The sequence below is a fragment of the Sulfoacidibacillus thermotolerans genome (assembly GCF_003144315.1).
Classification (GTDB): domain Bacteria; phylum Bacillota; class Bacilli; order Alicyclobacillales; family SLC66; genus Sulfoacidibacillus; species Sulfoacidibacillus thermotolerans.
This window is the reverse complement of record NZ_MPDK01000003.1, coordinates 46,461-70,677: the sequence shown is the minus strand read 5'-3', so window position 1 is coordinate 70,677 and position 24,217 is coordinate 46,461. Positions and strand designations below refer to the sequence as shown.

General features: G+C 46.3%; 20 protein-coding genes and 2 pseudogenes. 7 read left to right on the top strand and 15 right to left on the bottom strand.

Annotation, left to right across the window (positions count from 1 at the left end):
• Nucleotides 1-19: 19 nt before the first annotated feature.
• Genes lpdA through pdhA form a run of 4 tightly spaced genes read right to left on the bottom strand, consistent with a single transcriptional unit; the run spans nucleotide 20 to nucleotide 4,889 of the window.
• Entirely contained in the window at nucleotides 20-1,429 is a 1,410-nt protein-coding gene (lpdA, locus tag BM613_RS02970) for a dihydrolipoyl dehydrogenase (protein ID WP_109429687.1), read from the bottom strand.
• Nucleotides 1,430-1,432: 3 nt separating this feature from the next.
• Nucleotides 1,433-2,794, bottom strand: a complete 1,362-nt coding sequence (locus BM613_RS02965; protein WP_109429686.1) for a dihydrolipoamide acetyltransferase family protein — start codon at nucleotides 2,792-2,794, stop codon at nucleotides 1,433-1,435.
• Between the two features lie 36 nt (nucleotides 2,795-2,830).
• On the bottom strand, nucleotides 2,831-3,811 hold the full coding sequence (locus BM613_RS02960; protein WP_109429685.1) for an alpha-ketoacid dehydrogenase subunit beta: 981 nt from the start codon (nucleotides 3,809-3,811) through the stop codon (nucleotides 2,831-2,833).
• A 13-nt stretch (nucleotides 3,812-3,824) separates the two neighbouring features.
• Complete coding sequence (pdhA, locus tag BM613_RS02955; protein ID WP_109429684.1) at nucleotides 3,825-4,889, bottom strand: pyruvate dehydrogenase (acetyl-transferring) E1 component subunit alpha; 1,065 nt, start codon at nucleotides 4,887-4,889, stop codon at nucleotides 3,825-3,827.
• A 232-nt stretch (nucleotides 4,890-5,121) separates the two neighbouring features.
• Between pdhA and BM613_RS02950 the strand changes: the two genes are divergently transcribed.
• Entirely contained in the window at nucleotides 5,122-5,862 is a 741-nt protein-coding gene (locus BM613_RS02950) for an alpha/beta hydrolase (protein WP_109429683.1), read from the top strand.
• Here BM613_RS02950 and BM613_RS02945 read toward each other — a convergent pair.
• From BM613_RS02945 to BM613_RS02915, 7 genes are all read right to left on the bottom strand, one after another.
• Nucleotides 5,859-7,370: a C39 family peptidase gene (locus BM613_RS02945; protein ID WP_181362853.1), complete on the bottom strand. Its 1,512-nt coding sequence runs from the start codon at nucleotides 7,368-7,370 to the stop codon at nucleotides 5,859-5,861. The genes BM613_RS02950 and BM613_RS02945 overlap by 4 nt on opposite strands.
• Nucleotides 7,371-7,521: 151 nt before the next feature.
• Nucleotides 7,522-8,658: a M24 family metallopeptidase gene (locus BM613_RS02940; RefSeq protein WP_109429681.1), complete on the bottom strand. Its 1,137-nt coding sequence runs from the start codon at nucleotides 8,656-8,658 to the stop codon at nucleotides 7,522-7,524.
• On the bottom strand, nucleotides 8,655-9,641 hold the full coding sequence (galE, locus tag BM613_RS02935) for a UDP-glucose 4-epimerase GalE (RefSeq protein WP_109429680.1): 987 nt from the start codon (nucleotides 9,639-9,641) through the stop codon (nucleotides 8,655-8,657). Before galE ends, BM613_RS02940 begins: the two co-directional genes overlap by 4 nt.
• On the bottom strand, nucleotides 9,629-10,831 hold the full coding sequence (locus tag BM613_RS02930; RefSeq protein WP_109429679.1) for a galactokinase: 1,203 nt from the start codon (nucleotides 10,829-10,831) through the stop codon (nucleotides 9,629-9,631). The genes galE and BM613_RS02930 overlap by 13 nt, the downstream gene beginning before the upstream one ends.
• Entirely contained in the window at nucleotides 10,824-11,813 is a 990-nt protein-coding gene (gene galT, locus BM613_RS02925) for a galactose-1-phosphate uridylyltransferase (protein ID WP_109429678.1), read from the bottom strand. Before galT ends, BM613_RS02930 begins: the two co-directional genes overlap by 8 nt.
• A complete protein-coding gene (locus BM613_RS02920; RefSeq protein WP_281267815.1) occupies nucleotides 11,813-12,625 on the bottom strand; it encodes a DeoR/GlpR family DNA-binding transcription regulator in 813 nt (270 codons plus the stop codon). Before BM613_RS02920 ends, galT begins: the two co-directional genes overlap by 1 nt.
• A gap of 137 nt (nucleotides 12,626-12,762) precedes the next feature.
• The gene (locus BM613_RS02915) at nucleotides 12,763-14,778 is read right to left on the bottom strand and encodes a GDSL-type esterase/lipase family protein (RefSeq protein WP_109429676.1); all 2,016 of its coding nucleotides are present in this window, start codon (nucleotides 14,776-14,778) and stop codon (nucleotides 12,763-12,765) included.
• A 233-nt stretch (nucleotides 14,779-15,011) separates the two neighbouring features.
• Here BM613_RS02915 and BM613_RS02910 point away from each other — a divergent pair, with 233 nt between their 5' ends.
• From BM613_RS02910 to BM613_RS15635, 3 genes and pseudogenes are all read left to right on the top strand, one after another.
• Nucleotides 15,012-15,371 carry a DsrE family protein gene (locus BM613_RS02910; protein WP_181362852.1) on the top strand — a complete coding sequence of 120 codons (360 nt, stop codon included), beginning with the start codon at nucleotides 15,012-15,014 and terminating at the stop codon, nucleotides 15,369-15,371.
• Nucleotides 15,372-15,396: 25 nt separating this feature from the next.
• Nucleotides 15,397-16,074 (top strand): class II aldolase/adducin family protein, encoded by a 678-nt coding sequence (locus tag BM613_RS02905; RefSeq protein ID WP_109429674.1) that lies wholly within the window; start codon nucleotides 15,397-15,399, stop codon nucleotides 16,072-16,074.
• 50 nt (nucleotides 16,075-16,124) lie between these two features.
• A pseudogene (locus BM613_RS15635) lies at nucleotides 16,125-16,313 on the top strand (glutaredoxin family protein); the annotation flags it as partial.
• A gap of 68 nt (nucleotides 16,314-16,381) precedes the next feature.
• Here the strand turns inward: BM613_RS15635 and selD are convergent.
• From selD to BM613_RS02880, 4 genes and pseudogenes are all read right to left on the bottom strand, one after another.
• Nucleotides 16,382-17,365: pseudogene (gene selD, locus BM613_RS02895) on the bottom strand (selenide, water dikinase SelD); the annotation flags it as partial.
• 133 nt (nucleotides 17,366-17,498) lie between these two features.
• Nucleotides 17,499-18,299, bottom strand: coding sequence for a sulfite exporter TauE/SafE family protein (locus BM613_RS02890; protein WP_109429671.1), 801 nt, complete (start codon nucleotides 18,297-18,299; stop codon nucleotides 17,499-17,501).
• Nucleotides 18,300-18,751: 452 nt separating this feature from the next.
• Nucleotides 18,752-19,414 (bottom strand): response regulator, encoded by a 663-nt coding sequence (locus BM613_RS02885; protein ID WP_109429670.1) that lies wholly within the window; start codon nucleotides 19,412-19,414, stop codon nucleotides 18,752-18,754.
• 5 nt (nucleotides 19,415-19,419) lie between these two features.
• Nucleotides 19,420-20,529 (bottom strand): PAS domain-containing sensor histidine kinase, encoded by a 1,110-nt coding sequence (locus tag BM613_RS02880; protein ID WP_245926218.1) that lies wholly within the window; start codon nucleotides 20,527-20,529, stop codon nucleotides 19,420-19,422.
• A 294-nt stretch (nucleotides 20,530-20,823) separates the two neighbouring features.
• Between BM613_RS02880 and BM613_RS02875 the strand changes: the two genes are divergently transcribed.
• The 3 genes from BM613_RS02875 to BM613_RS02865 all read left to right on the top strand — a co-directional run bounded on the left by BM613_RS02875 (nucleotide 20,824) and on the right by BM613_RS02865 (nucleotide 24,134).
• The gene (locus tag BM613_RS02875) at nucleotides 20,824-22,194 is read left to right on the top strand and encodes a cytochrome ubiquinol oxidase subunit I (RefSeq protein WP_109429669.1); all 1,371 of its coding nucleotides are present in this window, start codon (nucleotides 20,824-20,826) and stop codon (nucleotides 22,192-22,194) included.
• Nucleotides 22,191-23,243: a cytochrome d ubiquinol oxidase subunit II gene (locus BM613_RS02870; protein WP_109429668.1), complete on the top strand. Its 1,053-nt coding sequence runs from the start codon at nucleotides 22,191-22,193 to the stop codon at nucleotides 23,241-23,243. Before BM613_RS02875 ends, BM613_RS02870 begins: the two co-directional genes overlap by 4 nt.
• Before the next feature lie 213 nt (nucleotides 23,244-23,456).
• Nucleotides 23,457-24,134 carry a hypothetical protein gene (locus BM613_RS02865; protein WP_109429667.1) on the top strand — a complete coding sequence of 226 codons (678 nt, stop codon included), beginning with the start codon at nucleotides 23,457-23,459 and terminating at the stop codon, nucleotides 24,132-24,134.
• Nucleotides 24,135-24,217 lie beyond the last annotated feature (83 nt).

The following is a 24,217-nucleotide window of genomic DNA, read 5'->3' as shown; positions in this document are numbered from 1 at the left end:
CCCCGACTCTCCCTACTCCCTACTTTCCTAGCACATGAATCGGTAAGCCTAATGCCACCTCAGAAGCTTCCATCACCATTTCGCCAAGTGTCGGATGAGCGTGAATCGTTAACGCGACATCCTCCAGCGTCGCGCTAAGCTCAATAGCTAATCCCAATTCCGCAATCAAATTGGAAGCCTCACGTCCGATCACTTGCGCCCCAACAAGCAGGCCTGACTTTTTATCTGCAATTAATTTCACATATCCAGCATCCGCATTCAACGCCGTAGCACGCCCATTGGCCGCATATGGGAAACGACCTACAACTACCTCACCATAGGTTTGTTTCGCTTCTTCTTCCGCTAGTCCCACGACCGCAATTTCAGGATCAGAAAACACGACGGCAGGAACGCAGCGATAATCAACCACACTATTTCTTCCCGCAATCACTTCAGCCGCTACTTTTCCTTCATATGAGGCTTTGTGCGCGAGCGCTGGCCCAGGCACAATATCGCCAATCGCATAAATGTGATCGAGATTTGTCTTGCATCTCTCATCTACTGCGATCAACCCTTTGTCCGCCATCTGAATTCCGATTGTTTCAAGACCTAATTCATCCGTATTTGGTCTGCGCCCGACTGTCACCAATACATATTGAGCCTTCACAGTTTTTTCTTCTCCCGAAACTGTAAAGGTCAAGGTCACATCATCCGCAGTCTCTTTTACCGATTGTGCCAATGCGTTCGTATAAATGTCGACATTGTATTTCTTTAGATTACGCAAGACAAGCCGCGATAATTGCGCTTCAAAAGTTGGCAAAATAGAATCTGTACCTTCGATAATTGTCACTTTTGTCCCAAACTTCGCATACGTTTGTCCTAATTCGATCCCTATGTAGCCTCCACCAATCACAATCAGACTGTCAGGGACTTCTTGCAAAGAGAGGGCTTCTGTTGAGGAGAGTACACGTGCACTAAAAGGAATTGTTTTTAGTTCAATCGGGCGCGAACCCGTTGCAATGATACAGTCTTCAAAGTGGTAATTATGACCCTCTACTTCCGTCATCACGCGAACCTCGTCAGGTTTCACAAAAAATACTTCACCCTGCACGACGTTCACTTTATTTCCCTTAAGTAGAGTTTTTACGCCGCCTGTCATTTTATTTACGACGCTCTGCTTCCATGTCTGTACCTGCGCAAAATCAAGTGTAGCTGTCGTCGCAATTCCGGGAAACAGCGAATGACTGGCTGCCTCATAATGTTCTGCGGCAGAAATCAGGGCTTTCGATGGAATACAGCCCCGATTTAGACATACACCCCCAACTTCCGCTTTATCAACAAGCGTTACTTGTTTCCCTAATTGTGCCGCGCGAATTGCCGCCACATATCCCCCGGGTCCACCGCCAATAATCAGTACATCTACTTCTTCCGTGAGTTCTCCAACAACCATCTATTACACCTCCAACAGCAGCAAACGCGGATTTGCCAATAAATTTTTCAGTTCATTCATCGCGTGCTGTGCAAGCGCCCCATCGATAATCCGATGATCGAAGCTAAGTGATAAGGCCATCATCTGTGCGCCAACCACTTCGCCGTTTTTCATCACAGGGCGCTCTGTTATGCGTCCCACACCAAGTATCGCTACTTCTGGATAGTTGATAATCGGAGTGAAAAACATCCCGCCCGCTGAACCAATATTGGTAATTGAAATCGTGCTGCCTTTCATCTCGTTTGGCATTAGTTTACCCGAACGAGCGCGTCCTGCCAAATCGTCAATCGCTTGCGCAATCATCCACATGTTTTTGCGATCTGCATCACCAATGACAGGGACAAGTAAGCCACGATCCGTATCTGTTGCAATGCCAATATGATAGGAACGTTTTAGTACCAACTCTTGTTTTTCTTCATCAAATGAAGCATTTAACTGAGGAAATTTCTTCACAGTCGCAACAAGCGCTTTTACGATAAAGGGGAGATATGTCATTTTGATCTCGCGTTCGACTGCAAGCGGTTTAATTTCCTGGCGAAATTTCACAAGTTCTGTGACATCTGCCTCATCCATAATTGTGACATGAGGAGCTGTATATTTGGATTTCGCCATTGCCTGCGCGATGATCTTGCGAATTGAAGGCAAGGGCACACGCTCTTCGAGGGTCGTCAAATTGCCACTCGCACCTGTTGTTACAGTGGTTGTAACTGCCATTTCTTGCGTATCCACTTTAGCCACGGGCTTTTCTGTCTCTCGTGGTGCTTCAACTGTTTGAACACCATGATTCTCCAGCGTCGATTGGCCTTGAAGAAAGTTGATTACATCTTCTCTTGTCACTTTACCGTGAGCGCCTGTTCCACGCACTTGCGCGATATCCACCCCTTGTTCGCGCGCAAATTTACGCACGCCAGGGGTTGCAAGGATTTCTTGTGTAAAACTGGGTACAGGTGTACTCGTACTCCCTTGTACCGGTTGTGAAACGGGACTTGCCGTTTCGACTCTCTGTGCTACACTCTCTAAACCCGCCTGTTGTACGGCGGATGCTTTTTCATCCGCAAGCACTGTCGCATCAGAATTCCCCTCGCCTGCGACCTCAAATAAAATAATCAAATCGCCCACGACAACCGTACTGCCATCAGGCACTTTAAGTTCAATCACACGCCCATCTACAGGACTAGGTAATTCCACCATCGCCTTATCGTTTTCCACTTCAGCGATTGCGTCATCTTCTTTTACTTCATCCCCAGGTTTTATTAACCACTTTTCAATACGCCCTTCGTGTAGTCCTTCTCCCAACTCAGGAAAACGAAATTCATAAAGCCCCATTTTAGGTTCACCTCTTCATTCAACCACGAATCTATCTTATAAACTAAATACTTTTTCCAATCCGCTTAGCACGCGTTTAGGCGTTGGCAACCATTCATCTTCAATCATTGCAAACGGGTACACTGTATCTGGAGGGGCAATCCGTAGAACTGGTGCCTCCAAATAATAGATCGCTTGTTCGTTGATTTGAGCAACCACTTCCGCTGCTACACCCGCAGTTCTTTGAGCCTCTTGCAAAACAACCGCACGATGTGTTTTCTTCACCGAATTAACGATTGTCTCTATGTCAATAGGACGAATTGTGCGCAAATCGATAATTTCTGTTTGGATACCCCTCGTCTTAGCCCACTCTTCAGCCGCTTTCTCCGCCGTGTGCACCATCGCACCATAAGTGACTAACGTAACGTCTTTTCCTTCGCGCACTACTTTAGCTTGCCCAATCGGTACGGTATAAGCCTCATCTGGAACTTCTTGGCGGAATGAACGATACAACTTCATGTGTTCCAAGAAGAAAACCGGATCATCATCGCGAATCGCCGAGATAAGTAAGCCTTTTGCATCATAAGGATTAGATGGGACGACCACCTTAATCCCTGGTGTCTGCGCCAAGATGCCCTCTAGACTGTCAGCGTGTAATTCAGGCGTTTTCACGCCCCCGCCAAACGGCGCGCGATATACAATCGGGCAACTATACCGCCCTCCCGATCGATATCGCATGCGCGCCGCTTGACCTGCAATCTCATCCATCGCCTCAAATACAAACCCGAAAAATTGGATTTCCGCAATTGGCCGAAACCCTTGTACGGCAAGCCCAGTCGCGAGACCCGCAATACCAGACTCGGCAAGTGGCGTATCAAAAACACGATGTACCCCATGCTTTTTTTGCAGACCATCCGTCGCCCGAAAAACCCCACCACTTTGTCCGACATCTTCCCCAAATAACAAAACCCTTTCATCGCGGGCTAATTCTAAATCCAGTGCATTTGTAATCGCTTGAATCATGGTCAATTGTGCCATCAAACATCCCACCCTAAGAGTCAAATTCGGCGCGCTGTGCAAGCAGATCCGCAGGCAGCGTTTTAAACATACTGTCAATGAGCCCAGGAATCGTCATCTTCTGATAAGCATCTGCCTTTGCTAGCGCATCATTCACAGCCGTTTTTGCTTCCTCAATTACGCGCTCTTCATCGGCTTGCGCCCATAAGTTCTTCCTTTGTAAAAAGTTGCGAAAACGAACAAGCGGATCTTTTTGTTGCCATTCCTGTTCAAGTTCTTTTGTGCGGTAGCGTGTAGGATCATCCCCACTCATCGTGTGCGGGCCATACCGAAAAGTTACAGTTTCAATCAAACTCGGCCCTTCACCAGCACGCGCGCGATCTACCGCTTGTTTCATGGCACTGTACACCGCAAGGACGTCCATCCCGTCCACCTGAATTCCAGGAATGCCCGCTGCCACGGCTTTGTTAGCAAGTGTTTCGGCCGCTGTTTGCAAAGCTACAGGAACGGAAATGGCAAATTGATTATTTTGTACAACAAACACCGCCGGCACACGATAAGCACCTGCAAAATTAATGCCCTCATAGAAATCGCCTTGCGATGTTCCTCCATCTCCGATATAAGTAAAAGCGACACGCTTCTCTTGGCGCAGTTTAAACGCAAGTGCAGTACCTGTCGTTTGAACGATTTGTGCGCCAATGATAATTTGTGGCATAATGACGTTCACCCCTTCGGGGAATTGACCGCCATGCTGATGTCCGCGCGAATAGAGAAATGCTTGATACAAAGGCCAACCATGCCAGACTGCCTGCGGAATATCCCGATAGCTAGGGAACAAAAAGTCTTCTTTCTCAGTTGCAGCTTCGCTGCCAATCATGCTCGCTTCTTGCCCGCCGACTGGCGCATAAAAACCAAGTCGTCCTTGGCGTGTAAGTTTAATCGCGCGCTGGTCCCAAATGCGCGTAAAGACCATTTTGTGCATGAGCGTACGCAGTTGCTCATCGGTCAAATTTGGCATTAAGCTAGGGTTCACAACATTTCCTTCAATATCGAGAACTTGGAGATAAGTGCTGGGTTTTGTAGGCGCTACAGCGCTCATGTGCGTTCACCTCAAAGGTAGTGTCATACAATCACAAGTCAAGCATCGTGTACTTAAATAATACAGTGTCTGTTTATAGTATAATACAGATGTTAAAAACTTGCGAACTTCTTTTTAGTTTAACCGCAATCTGTTACAAAAACATTTTCTTTTTTTCAAATCACTTAACATACAATGAAACATTTCACCTTTTAAACTCTCTGTATCATTCATGTAAAGGAGATAACAACGAATGGACACACCAAAACGTCGAATCATCGGACATACTCTATACAGTGCTCACCTAGAAGAAGAACGAACCGTGAAAATTTTTCTGCCTCCGGATTATGACGAGAATAAATCCTATCCTATCCTTTATTGCCATGATGGAAATGAATTTTTTTCTCACGGACGAATCGCAACTTTTGCGGCCGACCTGATCGCACAAGGAAAATTGAAACCCTTCCTAATCGCTGGAATTGCGGTCAACCACGAACGGCGCGCTGATGATTATGCCCTGTTTGGACAACGCAACGACGCTTATACGCGATTTGTCATCGAAGAGTGCATCCCATTCGTTGAACAGTCTTACGCTATACACAAAGAGCGATTCTATCGAGCAATGGCAGGAATTTCACTCGGGGCCGTTGTCACCTTAGAATTAGTTTTTGCAAATCCTCAACTTTTTGAGCAGCTCATCCTCTTTTCCGGCGCTTTTTATCAAGAAGTATTGACCTATGTAAACCGAATCCCCCTGACACACAAAATGTCCGCGTACATGATTGTAGGCGAACAGGAACAAGATGTAGAGACGCCAAGCGGCCACTATAATTTTTTACAAGCCAATCGAGAAATGAAAGCACTGCTCGAAGACAAAGCGCTTCAGATCACCTATCAGGAGAAAACAGGCACGCATATTTGGGGTTTTTGGCAAAAGTATATCCCTGAGGTACTTATGTGGTTACATCAAAAGTGGCATTTTGAGGAAGTTTAATGTGCCTCTTCTTGTTCGACAGCTACCTGTGTGTTTTGTTTTACAGTAACCGCTTGTCGCCCCATCTGTATCCAGCTGGCCCAAAACAACTTGGCGTTAACTCGCTCTGCTTCTTCTCCAGTGAGTGGATTATCTAGATAGACACTGTGTTTCCCATACCCGACAAGCACAACCGCATGTTCATCAAACGTTGTTCGAACCGGACCATGATCACTCATCCACGTCACAAAATCTGTTACAGGTCGAAAATACACATTCGTCCAAGCTTCTACAGGTCGGCCACTCGCTAATACACGTAAAATTGTCTGTTTTGTAGCTCCCGTTAAATTGAGTACATCATTTGGCAAATATTTCTCCATCAACTGTGCAATGGGTCCGTTATACACTCCAAACCCTGGCTGTCTTGACATATGCCCGACAAATCCATCGTTTGGATTCCCCCAACGCACTACCTGACCTTGATCTTCAACAAGCGGCGTCTGCGCCCGCGCAATTTCACTCGCCAGTGTCATATTTGTCACCGGAATCCCTTCAAATTGCAACAACATGGAAAGCGAAGTCACTTCACACCCATTGGGCAACTCAGGTAACTGGCTAATTACTTTGACAGGTAAGAGTTGGCGCACGGGCATTGGAACGAATTTCCCAGATGCGCTTGGCAATTGACCTTTCATCAGAGAATTTAGATTATCGATGATCTGTTTCGCTTCTTGGGCTGTAAGTATGTGATCGGGGTCCGTAATCGCAGTCGCGTGAAACAATGACAATTGACTCGCCCACAGATATGGATCTGTGTCCAGATGATTGAGGAAAACAGGAAATTGCGTATGCAGAGCAAATCTGTGAATCCATTGTGCCACTTGTTGTGCAGTTACGTTTTGTGTAGGTTTGACGACACAGCCCCTCCACCATGTGGATGGCACAAAAGGAGTTTGCAAAACACGTCCAACTTCACTTTGCAAAGCCGCCATAAAACCTCCTTGAGTAGACAGCGATGCATGGTGTAAATCCGCAAAACCAACTGCGCTAAAATGAGGAGTAAGCTTATTTTGCAGTACATAGTTCATGACATTTTGCATAAATGCCTGAGCTGACTGTATGGTAAAATACGGGCCTGCCGACATCGTGCGAAACCATCCGGCCTGCTTTGCAAACGCGAGTGGCGTTGATTTAGGAGACAACTTGATTCCAAACATCGCGACGACTAATGCAGCGGCTTCTTTGCGCGTAAACGGTTGCGAGACGCTCAGTGTATACGAATTGAGCGCCGAAAGAGTGTGGAGCCAGCCATTGTCACGATCAAACATGATCGCATCCCACATTTTATTCGACGCGGTCTCAAAAGCGTAATGAGGAGCCGCAAGTGACGTGATTTCTGTCATCATGTCTCCTGTCGTCATCCACTGTTTTGCGCGCGCATTAGACGAAGCAAATGCCGCCGTGATGAATACCGCAGAACCAAGAGTTGCACCAACGACAATGAAATAGGTCAGCCATTTTCGCTTCATCATAAAACCCCCACCGTGCACCTAGCTGAAATACTCCAATGCCGCATTGTATGTAAGCTGGACACGCAACATGCTGAGTCTATGATTTTATTATAATTATACTTTACTAGATATCAAAGAAATCGCGTATCCAGTTTTACCCTTCCCTCTTTCATTCAACTTCCAAGATGATCGGACGTTGAAACACCTCTCCGTTGTATGAAATGGATTGGTAAACCCAATTCCCGCTGTGCGTGAGAAACTCATTGTGATACGCGCCGACAAGTAACGTGTCTTCGGATTTAAATCCTGCAAGAGCTGGGTTCCAAGCATATGCCTCGCCCTCTTGAATCACATCGTCAGAGTCAAGGGTCGCAAAATATTCACGAGAGAAATACCCAGTGGGGCCCCCTTGATGCAAAAGCTTCCAATCATCTGGATAACCAGCCTCTGCATAAGCTTTTAGACCTGTGGCAACGACATCACCAACACGTACACCAGGCCGTGTAGCAGCATTCATTTTTACGTCGATCATCGTGCATCGCTCTTGGCGGTCACGCAATTCAGGAGCAATGCGGCCAACATGCACAAAACGTGTTACATTTGCGACAAGTCCATATTTTTGCGCACACAAGACAAGCATTGCATCGCGTTGAAGTACCTGTACAGTTGGAATGGGATGGCGATAACGCAAGATGCGATCATCAGTCGCAACAAGTGTCACAATCGGAGACGCACCCAAGGCCATCACATTTGCAGATATTCGCGCTGCAATGGCGTGTTCTTGCATACCTGGTAAAAGCGATTTTCCTGTTTCTTCTAAAACTTGCACAGCCAATTGACTAACCGCACGGTACTGTTTGATTTGCAACGCAGTGAAAGGGCGCCTTGCGCGTGCCAATGGCGCAGTGACATCTGTAGTACCTGCCAATAAAGTGTCTGCACCGATTTTTTTACCTTTGAACAGGCGCTCATAGAGAGGTTGAATACCTACAGTCCAATCTCCAGAAATGATTTCAATGTCAAGTGCACCGATCTCTTCTTCTCTGATCCTCCGTTCTTCCATACTTGTCGTTACACAGACGATGCGATCGGGGAAAACGACAAGTGACGCCACACCCGTCTCTGACGCATTGACGATGTGATTATCACGCCCCCCTGTTAGCCAGGAAAAATTTGCGCGCGTTTGCAATACGATCGCATCTAAAGCGTATTCTTCTAACAATTGCGCCACACGTCTGTGCAAAACGGCCGTGTGCGCTCGATCCCCATAGAGATCTACCACGTCCTCTTTCTCATTTCGATTCATTCGTTAAATCCCCCGGGATGACGAGAATGCCAATTCACAGCGGAAGATACAATGGTTTCAAGATCGCTGTGCCGCAAAACCCAGTTTAGTTGTTCTTTTGCTTTGGCAGAAGATGCCACCAAAACAGCAGGGTCACCTGCTCGACGGGCACCATAGATTGTTGGCACCGTTCTCCCTGTTACTCGACTGACCACATCGATTACTTCTTTGACCGAAAAGCCTTTGCCATTGCCTAAGTTAAATACGTCAACTCCTTGTTGATGTCTTAGCCGTTCTACAGCCAACCGATGGGCGGACGCTAAGTCCATAACGTGGACGTAATCGCGTACACAAGTACCATCTCTCGTCTCGTAATCCTCTCCAAACACTGTCACATGTTCACGCTGACCCAATGCAGCCTGCACAACAAGTGGAATCAGATGCGTTTCTGGGCGATGGTCTTCACCAATTGGCAAAGTGAGATGCGCGCCTGCAGCATTAAAATAGCGCAAACTAATTGAATGCATTCCATACGCGTTATAGCACCAACGAAGCATGTGTTCGATAGAAAGTTTTGTATCTCCGTAAGGGTTTGTGGGAGACGTTTGATGCTGCTCACTAATCGGCACCTGTACCGGCTCCCCATACACTGCTGCTGTAGAAGAAAACACAAACCGCTGCACACCGAGTTCAGCCAATGTCTGAAGTAAAGCGCGGGTCTTACAAACATTTGCTTCATAGTAATCCAACGGTTTTTGCACACTTTCTCCTACCAAAGACATTGCCGCAAAATGCACAACTGTATCAATGGCATGCTTTTTAATTATTTCAGCAATCAACTTGTGATCTGCGATGTCTCCCTCATACAAGGTGGTTCCAAAAAGCGCCTGACGATGTCCGTTTAATAGATGATCAAGAACAATAACCTCAAACCCGTGTTCATTTAACTCAGCAACTGTATGACTGCCAATATACCCTGCTCCTCCCGTTACTAACACTGCCATAGGGCAAATACCTCCTCTGTCACTTCACGCACTCCATCGCCAAAGTCACTCACATAAAAGCTTGGTTCAAGTCCTACCGATTGCAAATACGATTCGTGAACAGCCCGTTGAAACGTGTCAACAGCTCCTGTTTCCACTAAACTTACCGTACAACCGCCAAATCCTGCTCCTGTCATACGTGAACCAATACAACCAGGAGCTTCCCAAGCAGCCGTCGCAAGTGCATCTAATTCGCGCCCAGTTACTTCATAATCTTCGCGCAGCGACTCGTGAGAAGCGTTCATCAGGGAACCAAACAACGGCAGGTTTTTATTGCGCAATGCTGCGGCTGCAGCAATTACTCGCGCATTTTCCAAAACCACATGGCGACCGCGTTTGACTAGAATCGCATCATGCAAACGAGGCGCTATCGTTTCCCACATCGCTTCAGTCACATCCGCCAACCCGCGCACATAAGGTTCAACTTGTTGCACCTGTTTTAACAGCTCGTCACACTGCTTACGGCGCTCATTGTATTTAGAATCTGTCAATTCTCGACGCTTGTTGGTATTTGTGATCACAATTTGGATCCCTTCAGCCAAAAAAGGAATGTGTTCATACTGCAACGATGCAGTTTGCAAAAGCAACGCATGACCAGACTTGCCAAGTCCAACAGCAAATTGATCCATAATGCCACAATTTACTCCGACAAAACGATTCTCCGCTGACTGTGCAAGTAACGCTAACTGGGTAAGAGAAAGTGGGTCCCCAACCAGCTTATTGACAGCGAAAGCAGTGACCATTTCTAGAGCTGCTGAACTCGATAGCCCTGCTTGACTAGGCAAATTCCCAGCAAAGAAATAATCGCCTCCTTGTATCGTCAATCCTTTTTCAGCAAACGCCCATAACACGCCCTTTGGATAATTCGCAAAATCATCGCGGCGATCATAAGTCAGTTGCGAGAGCCGCACATCCACCGCGCGCTCATAATGCAGTGAGCGAAAACGCGCATGGTTGTCCCTGCGCGGTCGCACAAACAACCAGATCCCTTGCGTCAATGCAGCCGGAAGAACATATCCACCATTGTAATCGAGATGTTCGCCGATTAGATTTACGCGTCCAGGTGCAAAAAACACACGCACTTCCTCTTGCGGTCCAGGAGAGAATGCAAGAAACGACTCTAATGCTTGCAAGAGCAACGAATCACTCATCGCGCATCTCCCCTTTCTCATTCGTCGCTCTCGCTACGGCACTCCGTAAGATGGCTGCCGTTTCTTCAACAGCAGTCGGATTGCAAGGCGCCCATGCACCCGTTTCTGAGGAAGCGAGATATTTTAATTTGTCTTCTGATCGAAGGGGGGGATAAAACTCAATATGGAAATGATAATGCAACTCCACATCCGCACCATTTACAGGGCGCTGATGCAAAACCATCATATAAGGAAAATCACGCAGATATAGAGCGTCCATTCCTGCCGTGACGCGCTTTAAAATGAGTGCGAGATCATTGCGTTCTGCAGTCGTAAAATCCGGCAGTGCCGTTTTATGAGCTTTACTCACAATAAAAACACCATAAGGATAATCTGTGAAAAATGGAATATAACTTGTAAAATAATCGGTTTCAAGAATCATTCGCCCTGCAAATGTCTGTTCTTCTCGATTCATCGCACAGAGTAAACACTCCCCATGCTGTTCGTAATGCACCTTTGTCGCATTTAACTCCGTCGCCAGTTTTAAAGGAACATACGGATACGCATAAATTTGCCCATGCGGGTGTGGCATTGTCACCCCTACTTCACGGCCGCGGTTTTCGAAAATTAACACATATTGATGAAGCGGATCTTTCGCTAGTTCAACAAATCGCTCCGTCCATGCATCGACGACTTTGCGGATCTGGGTAACCTTTAATTTGGAAATCGATGCTTCGTGATCCTGTGAATACAAGACCACTTCACACTTCCCGTAAGCTGGCGCTGTTTTATAGAGCCCGGTCGACACATCATCAGGTTCTGCAGGATGAGGAGACAGTGTCGGAAAATCATTCTCATAGATATAGACCTCATAATTTTCCGGTACTTTCCCGGAACCAGGACAAAACGGGCAAAAGTCCAGAGGTAAATTCGGCCGATTTTGCCGATTTGCAGCTACCATCGTCCAGTCTTGCAACAAAGGATTGTAACGCAGTTCTGTCATCACCGATCTCTTCTTTCTTCCGAAAACTTCATTGCCTTAGGCAGTTCTTCACATGGTGCGATTACGACCTCAATCCCGTGGTCAGAAAGCGCCCGCACTGCGTGAGAACTCACCCCATCATCAGTAATCACCAAGTCCACCTCATCCAGATTTGCGATGTGCGCAAGCGCCCTTATCCCCCATTTCGTGTGATCGCACAAGACGATCACTTTACTTGCCCGCTCCATAAAAAGTCGATCAACTGCTGCTTCAGAGAGATTCGGCGTCGTGAGTCCTTGTCCGACATCAAGACCATGCACCCCTAGAAAGAGTACATCCACATGCAACATGCGCAATGATCGCTCTGCCAGCGGGCCCACTAAAGCGTCAGAAGGTGTGCGAAAATATCCGCCTGACAAAATGATATTTGACCACCCACGCTGACTTAACTCAAGCGCAATATTCGTAGAATTTGTGACAAATGTAAGGTCGCGAAACCCGGTCATCCGATTGGCTAACATCCACGTCGTCGTCCCTGCAGAAAACCCGACGGTCATATTGGGTTCAATCCATTTCAACGCAGCTTTGGCAATCGCCCATTTTTCCGCCTGCTGTAATAAGCGCTTCGCATGAAAAGAGGGTTCATTTGCACTGCGCGATACTTCAACGCCGCCTGTCACGGAATCTACAAGACCTTTCTCTTCAAGCACACGCAAATCTCGTCGGATTGTCATTTCAGAAACCTGAAGCTGTTCAGCTAACTCTCGAACAGACAAGAAACCATGTTTCGCGATTAATAGTAATAAGGCGTCCTGCCTTTGCTTCGGATGAATACGTATTCACCTCTTTTCTTCTTCACAAATCATATCATGTTTTAACAAAAAAATGTTATACAATGTGAAGAAGGCAAATTGCCGAGAAATCGACGATTTGCCTTCTTCATCATTTCTAGCTTCCAGACCTCCTACCCTTATGCTGTGAACTGACTCGGTACCATTATCGGAGTACGGTTGTAAGTCATTGCAGCGGTAAGATGCTCATCGATTGTAAAATCTTGAATATCTTTTTCTAATTCCGCCTTTGCACTTGTATTTTGACCACCTAATGCGAGCAAACTAGCTACTGGCAAGCGCATTGTTGCATGCATCTGCTGCGCACGCATTTCAAATCCATCTGAAGTTTTTAAAACTGTAAATACAATCCGCGTCTCCATATCTTTCAATACTGTAGACAGCCATTGTTCTGTTGCAGAGGAAGATGCTCCTCCTGTTTGATCAACTTGGAAGGGAAAAGTTGACAGAATACCTTTTAGCATTTGATCTAGCTGTTTTGTATTTAAACTTCCAGCAAATTGATAGCCATCTGCAATCTGCAACGCGTTCATATCTTTGAGCATTCCCGTCGCAAACGCTGCGCCCCCCATTTGTTCGGATAGTAATTTCTGCATGTTCTGCAATCCAGGAACAACTTCCCACCCAGAGCCTGCGTTTAAATACAGTTTTCCATTTATTAGATACTCTTCCACTTGATTGATCGCAGGCATGGCCGTTGAATCAGCAGGAGCACTTGGAAGCACCGTAACCACGACATGGAGTGCTTTTTTCCCATCCACAAATCCTTTTTCCGTTTGAATGTTCATGTGAACAAGATTCTGCATATCCTGTACGACACTTTGTATCGCTTGATCCTGTTTTCCTGCTTGGGTCAATGTAACGCCAAACTTTAAAATCAAACTTGCATTCATTTGCATATAGGGAGCCGTTGAACTCTTGGCCAGGGCTTCGCGCAAGATATCTGCCGCAGCTGTTGTCATATGCCAAGTAGCAGGCAAAACTTGTTCTGTGTGCGTTTCAAGAGCAGCGACTCTGCCCGTAAAAAATACTTCATCGCGCAAGGTCATATCTGGTAAATCGCCTAAATCCGCAAATAATCCAGTGCGATTCGCCCACGTCAATGCACTTTCACCTTTTTGCAGATGGATGTGAAGAAAACGCACCGCGATGTCAGCCGCTTCACTGCGCGTCACATCGGAAGCAGCTCCAAAGATTGTGGCTGATTGTGGGGAAAGCAAGTGCAGATCTAAGGCTTTATGCACATATCCCCAAAAGTAAGAATGCGTAGGAACATCTTTAAATGGGGAGTGTCCTGTAGCATCAGGACTTTCTCCTAGCAACGCTAGAAAATCAAAGACGAAATTCACCTTGTCTTGATAATCTGGAACCGGAATAGGCCTTGATAAGATTGTTAAGCCTAAGTTTGCGAGTTCCTCTTGGCCAGCAAGAGTCGGATGTACATGGCCAGGCTTTACATACGTCGCCAAATGCAAATTGAACGCCTGATACGCATTTGCTACAGAAATTCCCTCTTGTTTAGCTTCTGCGCTGATCACTACATTTTCTGCTTGAATTAGTTTTTCACTCGTCCTACGCAACGGGTGCAAAGCAAGCGGGATCGGATCATAAATGTTATACAAGACCAACCGTGCATGTGGATTCAACGAATGAATTCTCAAAAGAATCGAATGAAGATTTTGCCCAAACAATGTAATTGCATTTGCAAATTGAATTTTTTGTGCAATTGTAAGTGATCCATTAGAATTACCTGTAGTAAGTAATCCATCCTTGATGGCTGGCTGTAAAATGTCATTGCTGCCAATATCGAGTGTAATCACACTCGCTTTTTGAATCTGTTTTGTATACTGTGGAGAATTTAATGCTTTGAGCAGATCTTCGGATGTAAACCCCGGTACTCCTAGGTCAGTGACACGATACCCTTTTGCTTTTCCTATTAAATACGGGAACGCTTCTTTAGAAGGTGCTTTATTATTGCCAAGGTTATATCCAAAGGTGATGGAATCACCGAGCGCTACAAGCATAGGTTGCGATGACTGAGAAGGCACAGTGGATTGCGCCATTGCTACTGGCGCAGTAAGCAAAGTAAACAGCAGACTCAGCAAGACAACACTAGACTTTTTTTGACTTTTCAAATCAACACCCCTTTTCCTATTTTAAAAAAGCCATGCTTCTTCTCTGATTCGTTTTATTCGCTATTTTGCTGATATTTTCCTCCTGAAAAAAATAGTTTTCCAGAAAATCTCTTCCTGGATAGTTTGTATCGAATCCTTCATACTGTAAATGAGTTCTCGGAATCTTGCTTGACATATACTGTTATTATCAGTACAATGATTTTATCATCATGATCTACGAAAGGATGAGAATTTTGAATCAAAAATTTATCATTATCGTTCACGCCTCTGACACAGAAGGTGCAAAAGCTGCGCACGCACTCATGTATGGAAAAGAACTGCATGACGCTGGCATTCAAGTACAAATGATCTTTGACGGTGCTGGCGTAAAATCGCTTGCAGGATTTATCACAAACACTGATCGTCCAACTCACAAATTGTACCAACAACTAAAAGAAGCAGGAGTCATTACTGGCGTTTGTGAATATTGCACGACCGCAATGGGCGTTGCTGACCCTGTATTGCAGTCTGGAATCACAGCGCTCCACGCAATCAATGGTCATCCAAGTATCGCAGAGTATATCAAACAAGGGTTTACCCCTATCATTATGTAACTCACTCTAAAGGAGGACATTGCAAATGAGGAAGCAAACAGCTGATCAATTGCGCGAAGAGCTTGTCCAAGTCGCTCACAAATTATTTCAAGCTGGTGTGATGTTTAAAGGGGAACACGCCAACCTTTCTGCTCGACTTGGCGAAGATCAGATGGTTATTACGCGTGGCGGCAGTATTGCCAAATTAGAAAAAGAGGACTTTGCGATTGTCAATCTTGACGGAACCGTTGTCGAAGGCCATGTAGAGCCAGTCCTCGCAGAAGTGATTGAAATGCATGCGGCTGTCTATCGAGAACGCCCGTCTGTAGGCGGTGTGATTCACAATCATGCGCCACATGTCACAACCTTTGCGATTGCACACCAACCGATCCCTGTTGTTTATGAACCCCTGTTACGATTTGGTATTACCGAACCGATTCCTGTCGTTCCATGGGCACCACGCGGATCCGCTGAGTCAGTCGGCGGAATTATTGAAATCGTAAAATCTCATCCGCATCTCCCAGCCTTGATGTTAGCCAATCACGGTTTACTTGCTTTCGGGAAAACACCCCTTGACACTGCACAAATAGTGACTACACTGGATGAAGCAGCAGAGTTAATCCTCAATGCGCGCTTGATCGGTGGCGAAAAACCGTTGCCAGATGCAGCCTTTGCGCAAGTTGTGGAACGCATGCGCCAATTTGCTGAGAAAGTGATGGCTTAATGATGGATGCAGTCATTATGTATGTGGTTCCTCTGTGACCACACTGCGCCCGTGCAAAACGGTTCCTTTCGGCGAAAGGAGTCCCCTTTGAGGAGCGCAACATTCTTTTTAACAACAAGTACCGACAAGAAATGAGGCAATTGACAGATGCAATGACCGTCCCTGTGACTGTCATTCATGAGCAAATCCTCGTCGGATTTGATGAGCGCGCTTATACTGATGCGCTAAAAAGATCCTAACTAAATCGCGGGAGATCAGATTGTCACTGATCTCCCGCGATTTTCTCTTCCTATGATCCTTTTAAAACTCATTCTGTAACGACAAACCCGCGCCCACTGACTACACGTCCAATCACCTGTGCAGATTCTCCCTGTGCTTTAAAATCTGCCATGATCGCATCTACTTTTTCTGACGGCACCGTTAAGATGAGTCCCCCAGAAGTTTCTGGTGAAAAAAGCAAACTCTGTTGATATGCTGCTAAAGAGGAGGCAAACTCGATAGACTCACCAAAATGCTCCATGTTTTCCCATGTCTTTGTCGGCCAATAGCTTCCATCACGCGCTTGCGCCAATGCACCTGGTAATATGGGGATGGATTTGTAGGAAAGTTCAATTCCCACTTGGGCAAGTGTCGCCATTTCCATCAAATGTCCGAGTAATGCAAAACCCGTCACATCTGTGGCAGCTAGCACACCATGTCGTACAGCTATTTCTGAAGCGACGCGATTGCTTTTACTCATACTGCGCGAGGCAGTCTCCAGATGCTCTTTTGCAATCACCGCATGCTTACCACACTTCGCTAAAAGCCCTGTACCAATCGACTTGGTCAATAAAATCACATCACCCGGCATAGCTGCCCCTTTACGCAAAATATGCTTTGGATGAACAAATCCAACGACTGCAAGCCCGAATTTTGGCTCCTCATCTTCAACCGTATGGCCTCCCACAACGAGCGCACCCGCTTCTTGTACACGCTCAAAACCGCCACGCATAATTTCAGTTGCGATTTGCTTTGGCATGTCTTTGGGGAACCCTACAAGGTTTAATGCGAGGACCGGCCGCCCGCCCATCGCATAAACATCACTTAGCGAATTGATCGCCGCAATCGCTCCATACGTATATGCGTCATCAACAACTGGCGTGATAAAGTCTGCCGTAAAAACGAGCGCAAGGTCTTCATGCACTTGATAAACCGCCGCATCATCCGGTCGATCAAGTCCGATTAACAACCGCTCATCGACTCGCTGGGACTGCAAAAGTGGTTCCATTATCGCTGCGAGGTCCCCCGGACCTAGTTTTGCTGCTCACCCTGCGCAAGCAGTGAAAGCCGTTAACTGTGACCAGTCCCGTTCAAAAAAGATATTCATCTAGATCCCCCCTTTCCCCGCGCATCGCAATCGCGCAACCCTTTTCCTACCAGAGAGTTTATAGATGATGGAATGCGCTAAAATTCACATACAACATGTAAATTGCAACGACGATGATGATCGACGAAAACACGTAATTCAATAAACGTTTACTTTTGCTTAAGCGCGTGGCAAGCATCGCGCCAAGAACGCCCCCGACGATACCGCCGCCGACATATTCAAGTACGACAAGCCAATCAACAAGCCCACTCATCGCATAGTTTACTGCCGTCGTCAATCCAAACGTGCCAACTGAAAACAAAGAACTGCCGATCGCCCAGATCATCGGCATTCCTGTTGAAAACAAAAGTCCAGGAACAATCAGGAATCCACCACCGATTCCAAAGAATCCAGAGACAATCCCAACAATGAGCCCAGCGGGAATCACTTTTCCCATTTTAACCTGAATCTGCTGTTCTATGTCGCTGGAATCAGTATTTTTCTTTGGTTTAAGCATCAAGACAGCAACTACCAACATTAAAATTGCAAACAAAAACAAAAGTGCTTTCCCATCCATATCCTTTCCAAGCGTTGATCCGATATAAGCACCAATCGCACCTGGAATCGCAAACGCAATCGCCGCTTTCCAGCGAACATTTCCCACACGTGCGTGTGGTATTAAATTCAGATAAGCGTTTACAGCAACCGCCAGTGCGGTAGTTCCAATCACCAAGTGAGCATTGTGTAAACCCACGACGTATAATAACAAAGGAACGGCAAGAATAGATCCGCCCCCGCCAATTAGCCCTAATGCGAAGCCCACTACGCCACCTGAGAGGATAGCGAGCACAACCTGCAAGGGTGTCAAATCCATCGACATCGCTCTTCCCCCTCTTTCATGTACCCTAAACCAATTGATAAAAATTAAAAATCGCTTGTCGCCGTGAAATCCTGTGTGTCTAGATTGCGCTTTTACGAACCGTTTCACACGATTAGTTGCGCTTCATCCAGATTTCCCCCTCGATGCGAAACTGCAAACTGCAGTCGCTTTGTCCGGTTGTTCCTCCATCTCCAAAATTCATTGTTCCTCCCTATCGTAGCGTTCTCTGTTGCAATTTTTGATCGGGTATTTCCCTACCCGTTATGCTTGATAGGAAGTTGTGCCAATTCGTTCATGAGATTTACAAAAAATAGAAGCGCAAAGACACCTGGCAAACAAATTACCATAGGGGGTATAATAGCATACAAGAAGAGGTTTGAGCTACATCGATGTACTTAGACCAGACGAAGTTCATACTTTTTTAACTCATGCAGTTGCTTGTTATGACCTATTCACTGGATCGGCTTAGCGATCAATCCGTGCTGAAGTGCGTACTGAATCAGATCCACTCGCGATTCTGCCCCAATGCGCTCGACAATGCGTGCGCGATGAGCTTCTACCGTCTTTACACTGATGTGTAACCGCTCCGCAATTTCGCGATTTGTATACCCTTGCGCAATAAAAGCTAATATTTCTGTTTCGCGCGGAGTGAGTACAGTCACTCCTTGGGATTTTGCCGGCGCCTTTAACAGGTCTAAAAGCCTCTGTCGCACTTCTGGGCGAATTCGCGGTGGCAGATACGGCACCCCTTTTCCTGAGCGAATCGCGCTGATAATCTCTTGACTCGAATCGTGTTTAAATAAGATCCCATCTACACCCGCAAGCAACATTCGCTCCAAATGCACCTCATCGTCAAACATCGTGAGCATGAAGATCCGCGTACTAGGCACAGCTTCTTTAATTCTGCGCGCAGCCGTCACACCATCTACTCCACGTGGCATGTGAACATCTAGCAACATGACATCAGGTTGTTCGCGCACGGCGAGCGGAATTGCATCATCACCTGTCTCCGCTTCCGCCACTACGTGAAATCCAGGCTCTTCCTCGAGCAGTGTCCGCACTCCTTGTCTAACTAACGCATGATCATCCACCAAAATAATGCGGATCTCTTTCATCTCTCTCACTCCCTTACCCCGCTTTTGGGAAACTTAATGCGAATCGTCGTCCCCTGCCGCAAAGCCGTCTTTAATTCAAACGACCCTGCAATGGCACGTGCACGCTCTTGCATATTGCGTAAGCCGTAGCCAGAATTTCCTGTCTCGCCATCTGTTAACGTAAATCCACTGCCATCATCTTCAATCTGCAATAACCAATCACCCTCTTCATCCGAACCAAGCAACACGGTGCTCACATAACTTGCATGACTATGCTGCAAAGCATTGCGGATAGCCTCTTGCGCGATCCGATAGACCTGCACAGCCACTGCCGCACTAATCCCATCCTCTTCCGTTAAATCTGTCGCAAATTGCACCTGACACTGTTCCGTGGTCAACTCATCTGCGAGAGAGCGCAGTGCAGCTAATAAGCCAATATCGTAGAGCACTGCCGGATACAGGCTGCGCGATAATACTCTAACCTCTTGCATACAAGAACGCAGTCGATCCTGTAGATGGTTTAATTTATCTGATAAAATCTGATCTTTAATGTGTCGCTGTAAATGTTCCATTCCAAGGCTAATTCCATAAAGTGTCTGAGAAATCCCATCGTGCAATTCTTGAGATAAGCGCTTTCGCTCTTCTTCTTGTACTTTTAGCGTGTGATGCGTAAGTCGACGACTAAGTTCAAGCTCTTCTTCCTGCCGCTCAACCGTTACATCCCGAACGGTAATCACCATATCGCGACGAAACGCACCTTCCTCTGCAGTTAAAAAAGTTCTACTCATGCCAACAGGAACAGGTCGCCCCATCTTTGTCGGCATTTCAGATTCAAAATAATGGCGCGTCGGATCTGCAGCGAGCAAGCAGCGTTCATCCCCTGATGCAACTTTGCGATTTTGACAAAACAGGCAATAAGGTACTTTATCCCCGATTTGCCACCCCGTAAGACGCACAGCCGCCGGATTAACAAAAACGATCGTGCGTTGTGGATCCATGACAATAATGCCGTCACTAAGCATAAAAAATAATTGCCGCAACCGCAGATATTCCTTTAATCGCTGTGAATTACAGCTGAAAGCTGTGCTGCGTAACCGGATTACTCTTCGTGGCAAACGAACTTTCTCAATGCCCACGATCTCACCTCGTCACAAAGATTTCAAACCGCACAGCGCTTTAGAACTGTTCATGAAATATTCAAGAAAGCGTTCATGTATTGTACCTAAAACTCATGTATACTTGGCAAATCCGTGACGAACGGAAATATCAGGAAATCACCTTGTCGTGTATTCGTCTTAAGTGTAGAGGAAACATGACAAACTCGAAAACAAGGGTTTTCCCCTAATCGGGTTTTACCCGACCCCTCCCTAATCTCTGCGAATGTAAGATGAAAACGCCATGATATTGTTTTTACAAGGAGGTCACCAAGCATGTCAGAAGAAGTAATGGCGCGCGCGTTGTTTGGCATTACGTTAGGATATCATATCACGTATGCAACACTCGGGGTGGGAACGCCTTTTCTCATTTTCTTAGCGGAAATCATGAGTTTTCGCACGCAGAATCCACTCTATCGTGTGTTTGCCAAACGATTGACGCGCGTAGCGATTTTACTAGTCGGGGTAGGTATTGTGACAGGCACTACTGTCGCTGTAATGCTATCCGTTTTATGGCCGAAATTTATGGAAGTCGTGGGCCAAATTATTAATCTTCCTTTTGAACTCGAAGTATTCGCCTTTATGATGGAATCGCTTTTCCTCGCGATCTATGTCTATGGCGGTGACCGATTAAGTGAAAAAGCGCGCATTTTTAGCTCGCTTTTTGTTTCTATCGGATCAGGACTCTCAGCACTCCTAGTTACAGATGTGAACGCCTTTATGAATACACCAACAGGTCTTACCTGGGCAAATGGACAAGTGGAAAATGCAAATCCCTGGGCGGCGATGTTCAATCCTTCTATGCCCACTGAACTTGCTCATGTTCTCGCATCCGCCTATATGGCAGTTGCTTTCGTTTTTGCCGCAGTCGCTGCAAAAAATCTGCTAAAGCCACATTTATCTGAGTTTGAACGGCGCTACCATAAACAAAACTTGACTCTCACTGTGGCAGTTGGCGGGATCGCAGCAGTTTGCACAGCCTTTTTAGGTGATGCTGCAGGGAAAATGCTTGCAGTCTACCAACCCGAAAAACTGGCTGCAGCGGAAGGTCTATTTCACACAACACGGTATGCACCCCTAGTCATTGGCGGAATCGTAAACACCGCTCAACAAAAAATTGTCGGAGGCATTCCCGTCCCAGGACTGTTAAGTTGGCTGGCAACATTCCACTTTGATGGTACCGTGCGTGGCCTTGATACGTTTCCAAAGTGGACTTGGCCTCCTTTAATTCCTGTTCACCTCATGTTTGACACGATGGTTGGCATCGGTACTTTTGCAATTGCCGTCGCTTTTGTCTATTTCTTGTATCGCTTTAAAGCTCGGACAAAAGAAACTCCGCGTTGGTTACTCTGGACCATTTTTATAACTGGCATTCTTTCGATGCTCGCCATTGAAGATGGCTGGATCTTTGCAGAAGAAGCGCGCCAACCGTGGATCATTTATGGATTGATGACCGTAGCCCAAGCGGTTACGACAACACCTGACGTAGGGCTTATGTTTGGCGGTTTCATGGTGCTCTTTACTGTATTGCTGATCGCCACAGTGTGGGCTTTGCGCCATTATTTCAAGAATCATCCACTTCGTGAAGATGATGATACTGCGGATATTACTGGGACCAAAACGGATTCTTCGGGGGTAATCGCATGAACCTAAGCGCTACAGGTGCAGCATTTATTTGGCTCCTCGTCTTTGTCTATTCAATTTTCGGCGCAATTGATTTTGGATCTAGTTATTGGCGCTGGCATTTTCACTTGCGCGGCAATTGGCGCGCTGAGTCAGTTGCCTTAACCTATGTTTCCCCAACATGGGAATTAATCAACTCCTTTTTAGTCGTGATTCCTGTCGCACTTGTTGGGTTATTTCCACAAGCAGCACTCGCTTATGGCACCGTTCTTGCCTTACCTGCAACACTTTTGCTCATTTTACTTGCCTTGCGCGGTGGATATTTGCAATTTGGTTACGCATCTGAACGATTTCGCAAACAAACCATCTATATCGCAGGCATAACTGGACTTTTACTGCCTGGTGTCTTTATCAGTTTACTGCCCCTATCGCAAGGCGGATATATCACGCATGTGAATGCAAATTATCAACTTTTGATAGGTGCTTTTTTCACAAGTCCCGTTGTTTATCTTTTTATGGCGTTTGGAATCTTTCTCTCTCTCTATTTATCGGCCCTCTTTCTCGCCCGTTATGCTGACTTAGGCGGACTGGGGACTGCCTACCAACGCTTTCGCAAAGGAGCACTATGGACTGGACCAATCAGCCTTGTTTTAGGTATTTTTGCTTTTTCAACGCCAACCCCAGACGGACTTTCACTTCTTGCTCCGAGTAGTATCAGTCTATTATGGCGCGTGGCGATGGCACTGTCCCTTGCAGCCTTCATTATCAGCTATAGTCTTTTACTGTTTCGCCGGCGGAAACCAAAAGCAAATAGAACTTCACTTTGGATCCTCCTACTTACAATTGGGCAGATTGTGACAGCACAGTTTGGGTATGCACTAAGCCATGCACCTTATATTCTGTACCCGTATCTCACATTTACGAAAGCAGCTTCAAACTCTTCTATGTTTCGTGCCACTTTACTTGTTTTAATCGTTGGGTTGCTGGTGATGACGCCTGCACTGCTTTGGTTTCGACGACTTTTTATCATCGATGCAAAATACGTTGCTACACATACAAGTGAGCCTCATTAACATTTGCTCAGGAAAGCTTTACAAGTTGCGCAAGTAGTGCCTCCAAATCGTACAAGAGGACGCGTGATCCTCAGTCAGATCGGATGGCGCTCTTGCGCCTTTTTCTGCGATTCAAAATTCCAGAATGTTTAATACGTACATTTTGCTCTTCATTTTTTGATTGTTATATAATCAAATGATCAGCGATGTAAAATCAGAAAGGATCTCGTACTCATGATCATTGCTCCTGCATTTGTAGCACTTTTATCCCTTATTTTTGCGATTTCCGTCTGGCGTAAATGGATCCATTCACATAAAGTAAGCGAGCAATTTTGGTTAATCTCTTTACTCTTCTCATTTGGAGCTGCTTTGGCCTACTGTATCAGCATTGCTTCACATCCGCACAGTGGAGCATGGTTTCGCACTTATTATCTGCTTGGTGGATTATGGATGCCCTCACTGATGGGGTTAGGTAGTCTTGGACTCGTTTGGCGCAGGCGCACAGTGAACTCTGTTGCGGCATTACTCGCGGTGATCGGACTGATCGGAAGCGTGCTTTTATTGCAAGCGCCCATTTCATGGAACGCCTTAGCGACGATTCACGGTGGGCCTGGAATTTATGTAATTCAGCCAGGCCTATGGTTACCTTTTCTCATCCTTATGAACTCTTTGGGGGCGCTTGCCGTTTTTCTAGTCGCTTTATGGTCTGTCTACTCAACTCTGCGACGGCGCAAAAGAGCACGTTTTTTATTTGGCAATCTCACGCTGGCAATCGGAATTGCAATTATTTCTGCCGCTGGGACTGCAGCTCGATTAGGTATGCCAAGCTTATTCTGGTGGACGATGGTCGTAGGATGGTGTGTAACTTTTGGCGGCTATTTGCTGCTAACTCCTCGCATCAAAGAAGCCTAACCCGACAAAATAGGCTGGCAGCACAGCCCATACAAGGTCTCCCTTGATCGAGCTGATTCGCTGCCAGCCACTTGCTTTCCTTC

Coding starts and splice junctions, on each gene's coding strand:
- lpdA (WP_109429687.1), bottom strand. CDS start 1,429: ATGGTTGTTGGAGAACTCACGGAAGAAGTAGATGTACTGATTATTGGC.
- BM613_RS02965 (WP_109429686.1), bottom strand. CDS start 2,794: ATGGGGCTTTATGAATTTCGTTTTCCTGAGTTGGGAGAAGGACTACAC.
- BM613_RS02960 (WP_109429685.1), bottom strand. CDS start 3,811: ATGGCACAATTGACCATGATTCAAGCGATTACAAATGCACTGGATTTA.
- pdhA (WP_109429684.1), bottom strand. CDS start 4,889: ATGAGCGCTGTAGCGCCTACAAAACCCAGCACTTATCTCCAAGTTCTC.
- BM613_RS02950 (WP_109429683.1), top strand. CDS start 5,122: ATGGACACACCAAAACGTCGAATCATCGGACATACTCTATACAGTGCT.
- BM613_RS02945 (WP_181362853.1), bottom strand. CDS start 7,370: ATGAAGCGAAAATGGCTGACCTATTTCATTGTCGTTGGTGCAACTCTT.
- BM613_RS02940 (WP_109429681.1), bottom strand. CDS start 8,658: ATGAATCGAAATGAGAAAGAGGACGTGGTAGATCTCTATGGGGATCGA.
- galE (WP_109429680.1), bottom strand. CDS start 9,641: ATGGCAGTGTTAGTAACGGGAGGAGCAGGGTATATTGGCAGTCATACA.
- BM613_RS02930 (WP_109429679.1), bottom strand. CDS start 10,831: ATGAGTGATTCGTTGCTCTTGCAAGCATTAGAGTCGTTTCTTGCATTC.
- galT (WP_109429678.1), bottom strand. CDS start 11,813: ATGACAGAACTGCGTTACAATCCTTTGTTGCAAGACTGGACGATGGTA.
- BM613_RS02905 (WP_109429674.1), top strand. CDS start 15,397: ATGAGGAAGCAAACAGCTGATCAATTGCGCGAAGAGCTTGTCCAAGTC.
- BM613_RS02890 (WP_109429671.1), bottom strand. CDS start 18,299: ATGTCGATGGATTTGACACCCTTGCAGGTTGTGCTCGCTATCCTCTCA.
- BM613_RS02885 (WP_109429670.1), bottom strand. CDS start 19,414: ATGAAAGAGATCCGCATTATTTTGGTGGATGATCATGCGTTAGTTAGA.
- BM613_RS02875 (WP_109429669.1), top strand. CDS start 20,824: ATGTCAGAAGAAGTAATGGCGCGCGCGTTGTTTGGCATTACGTTAGGA.
- BM613_RS02870 (WP_109429668.1), top strand. CDS start 22,191: ATGAACCTAAGCGCTACAGGTGCAGCATTTATTTGGCTCCTCGTCTTT.
- BM613_RS02865 (WP_109429667.1), top strand. CDS start 23,457: ATGATCATTGCTCCTGCATTTGTAGCACTTTTATCCCTTATTTTTGCG.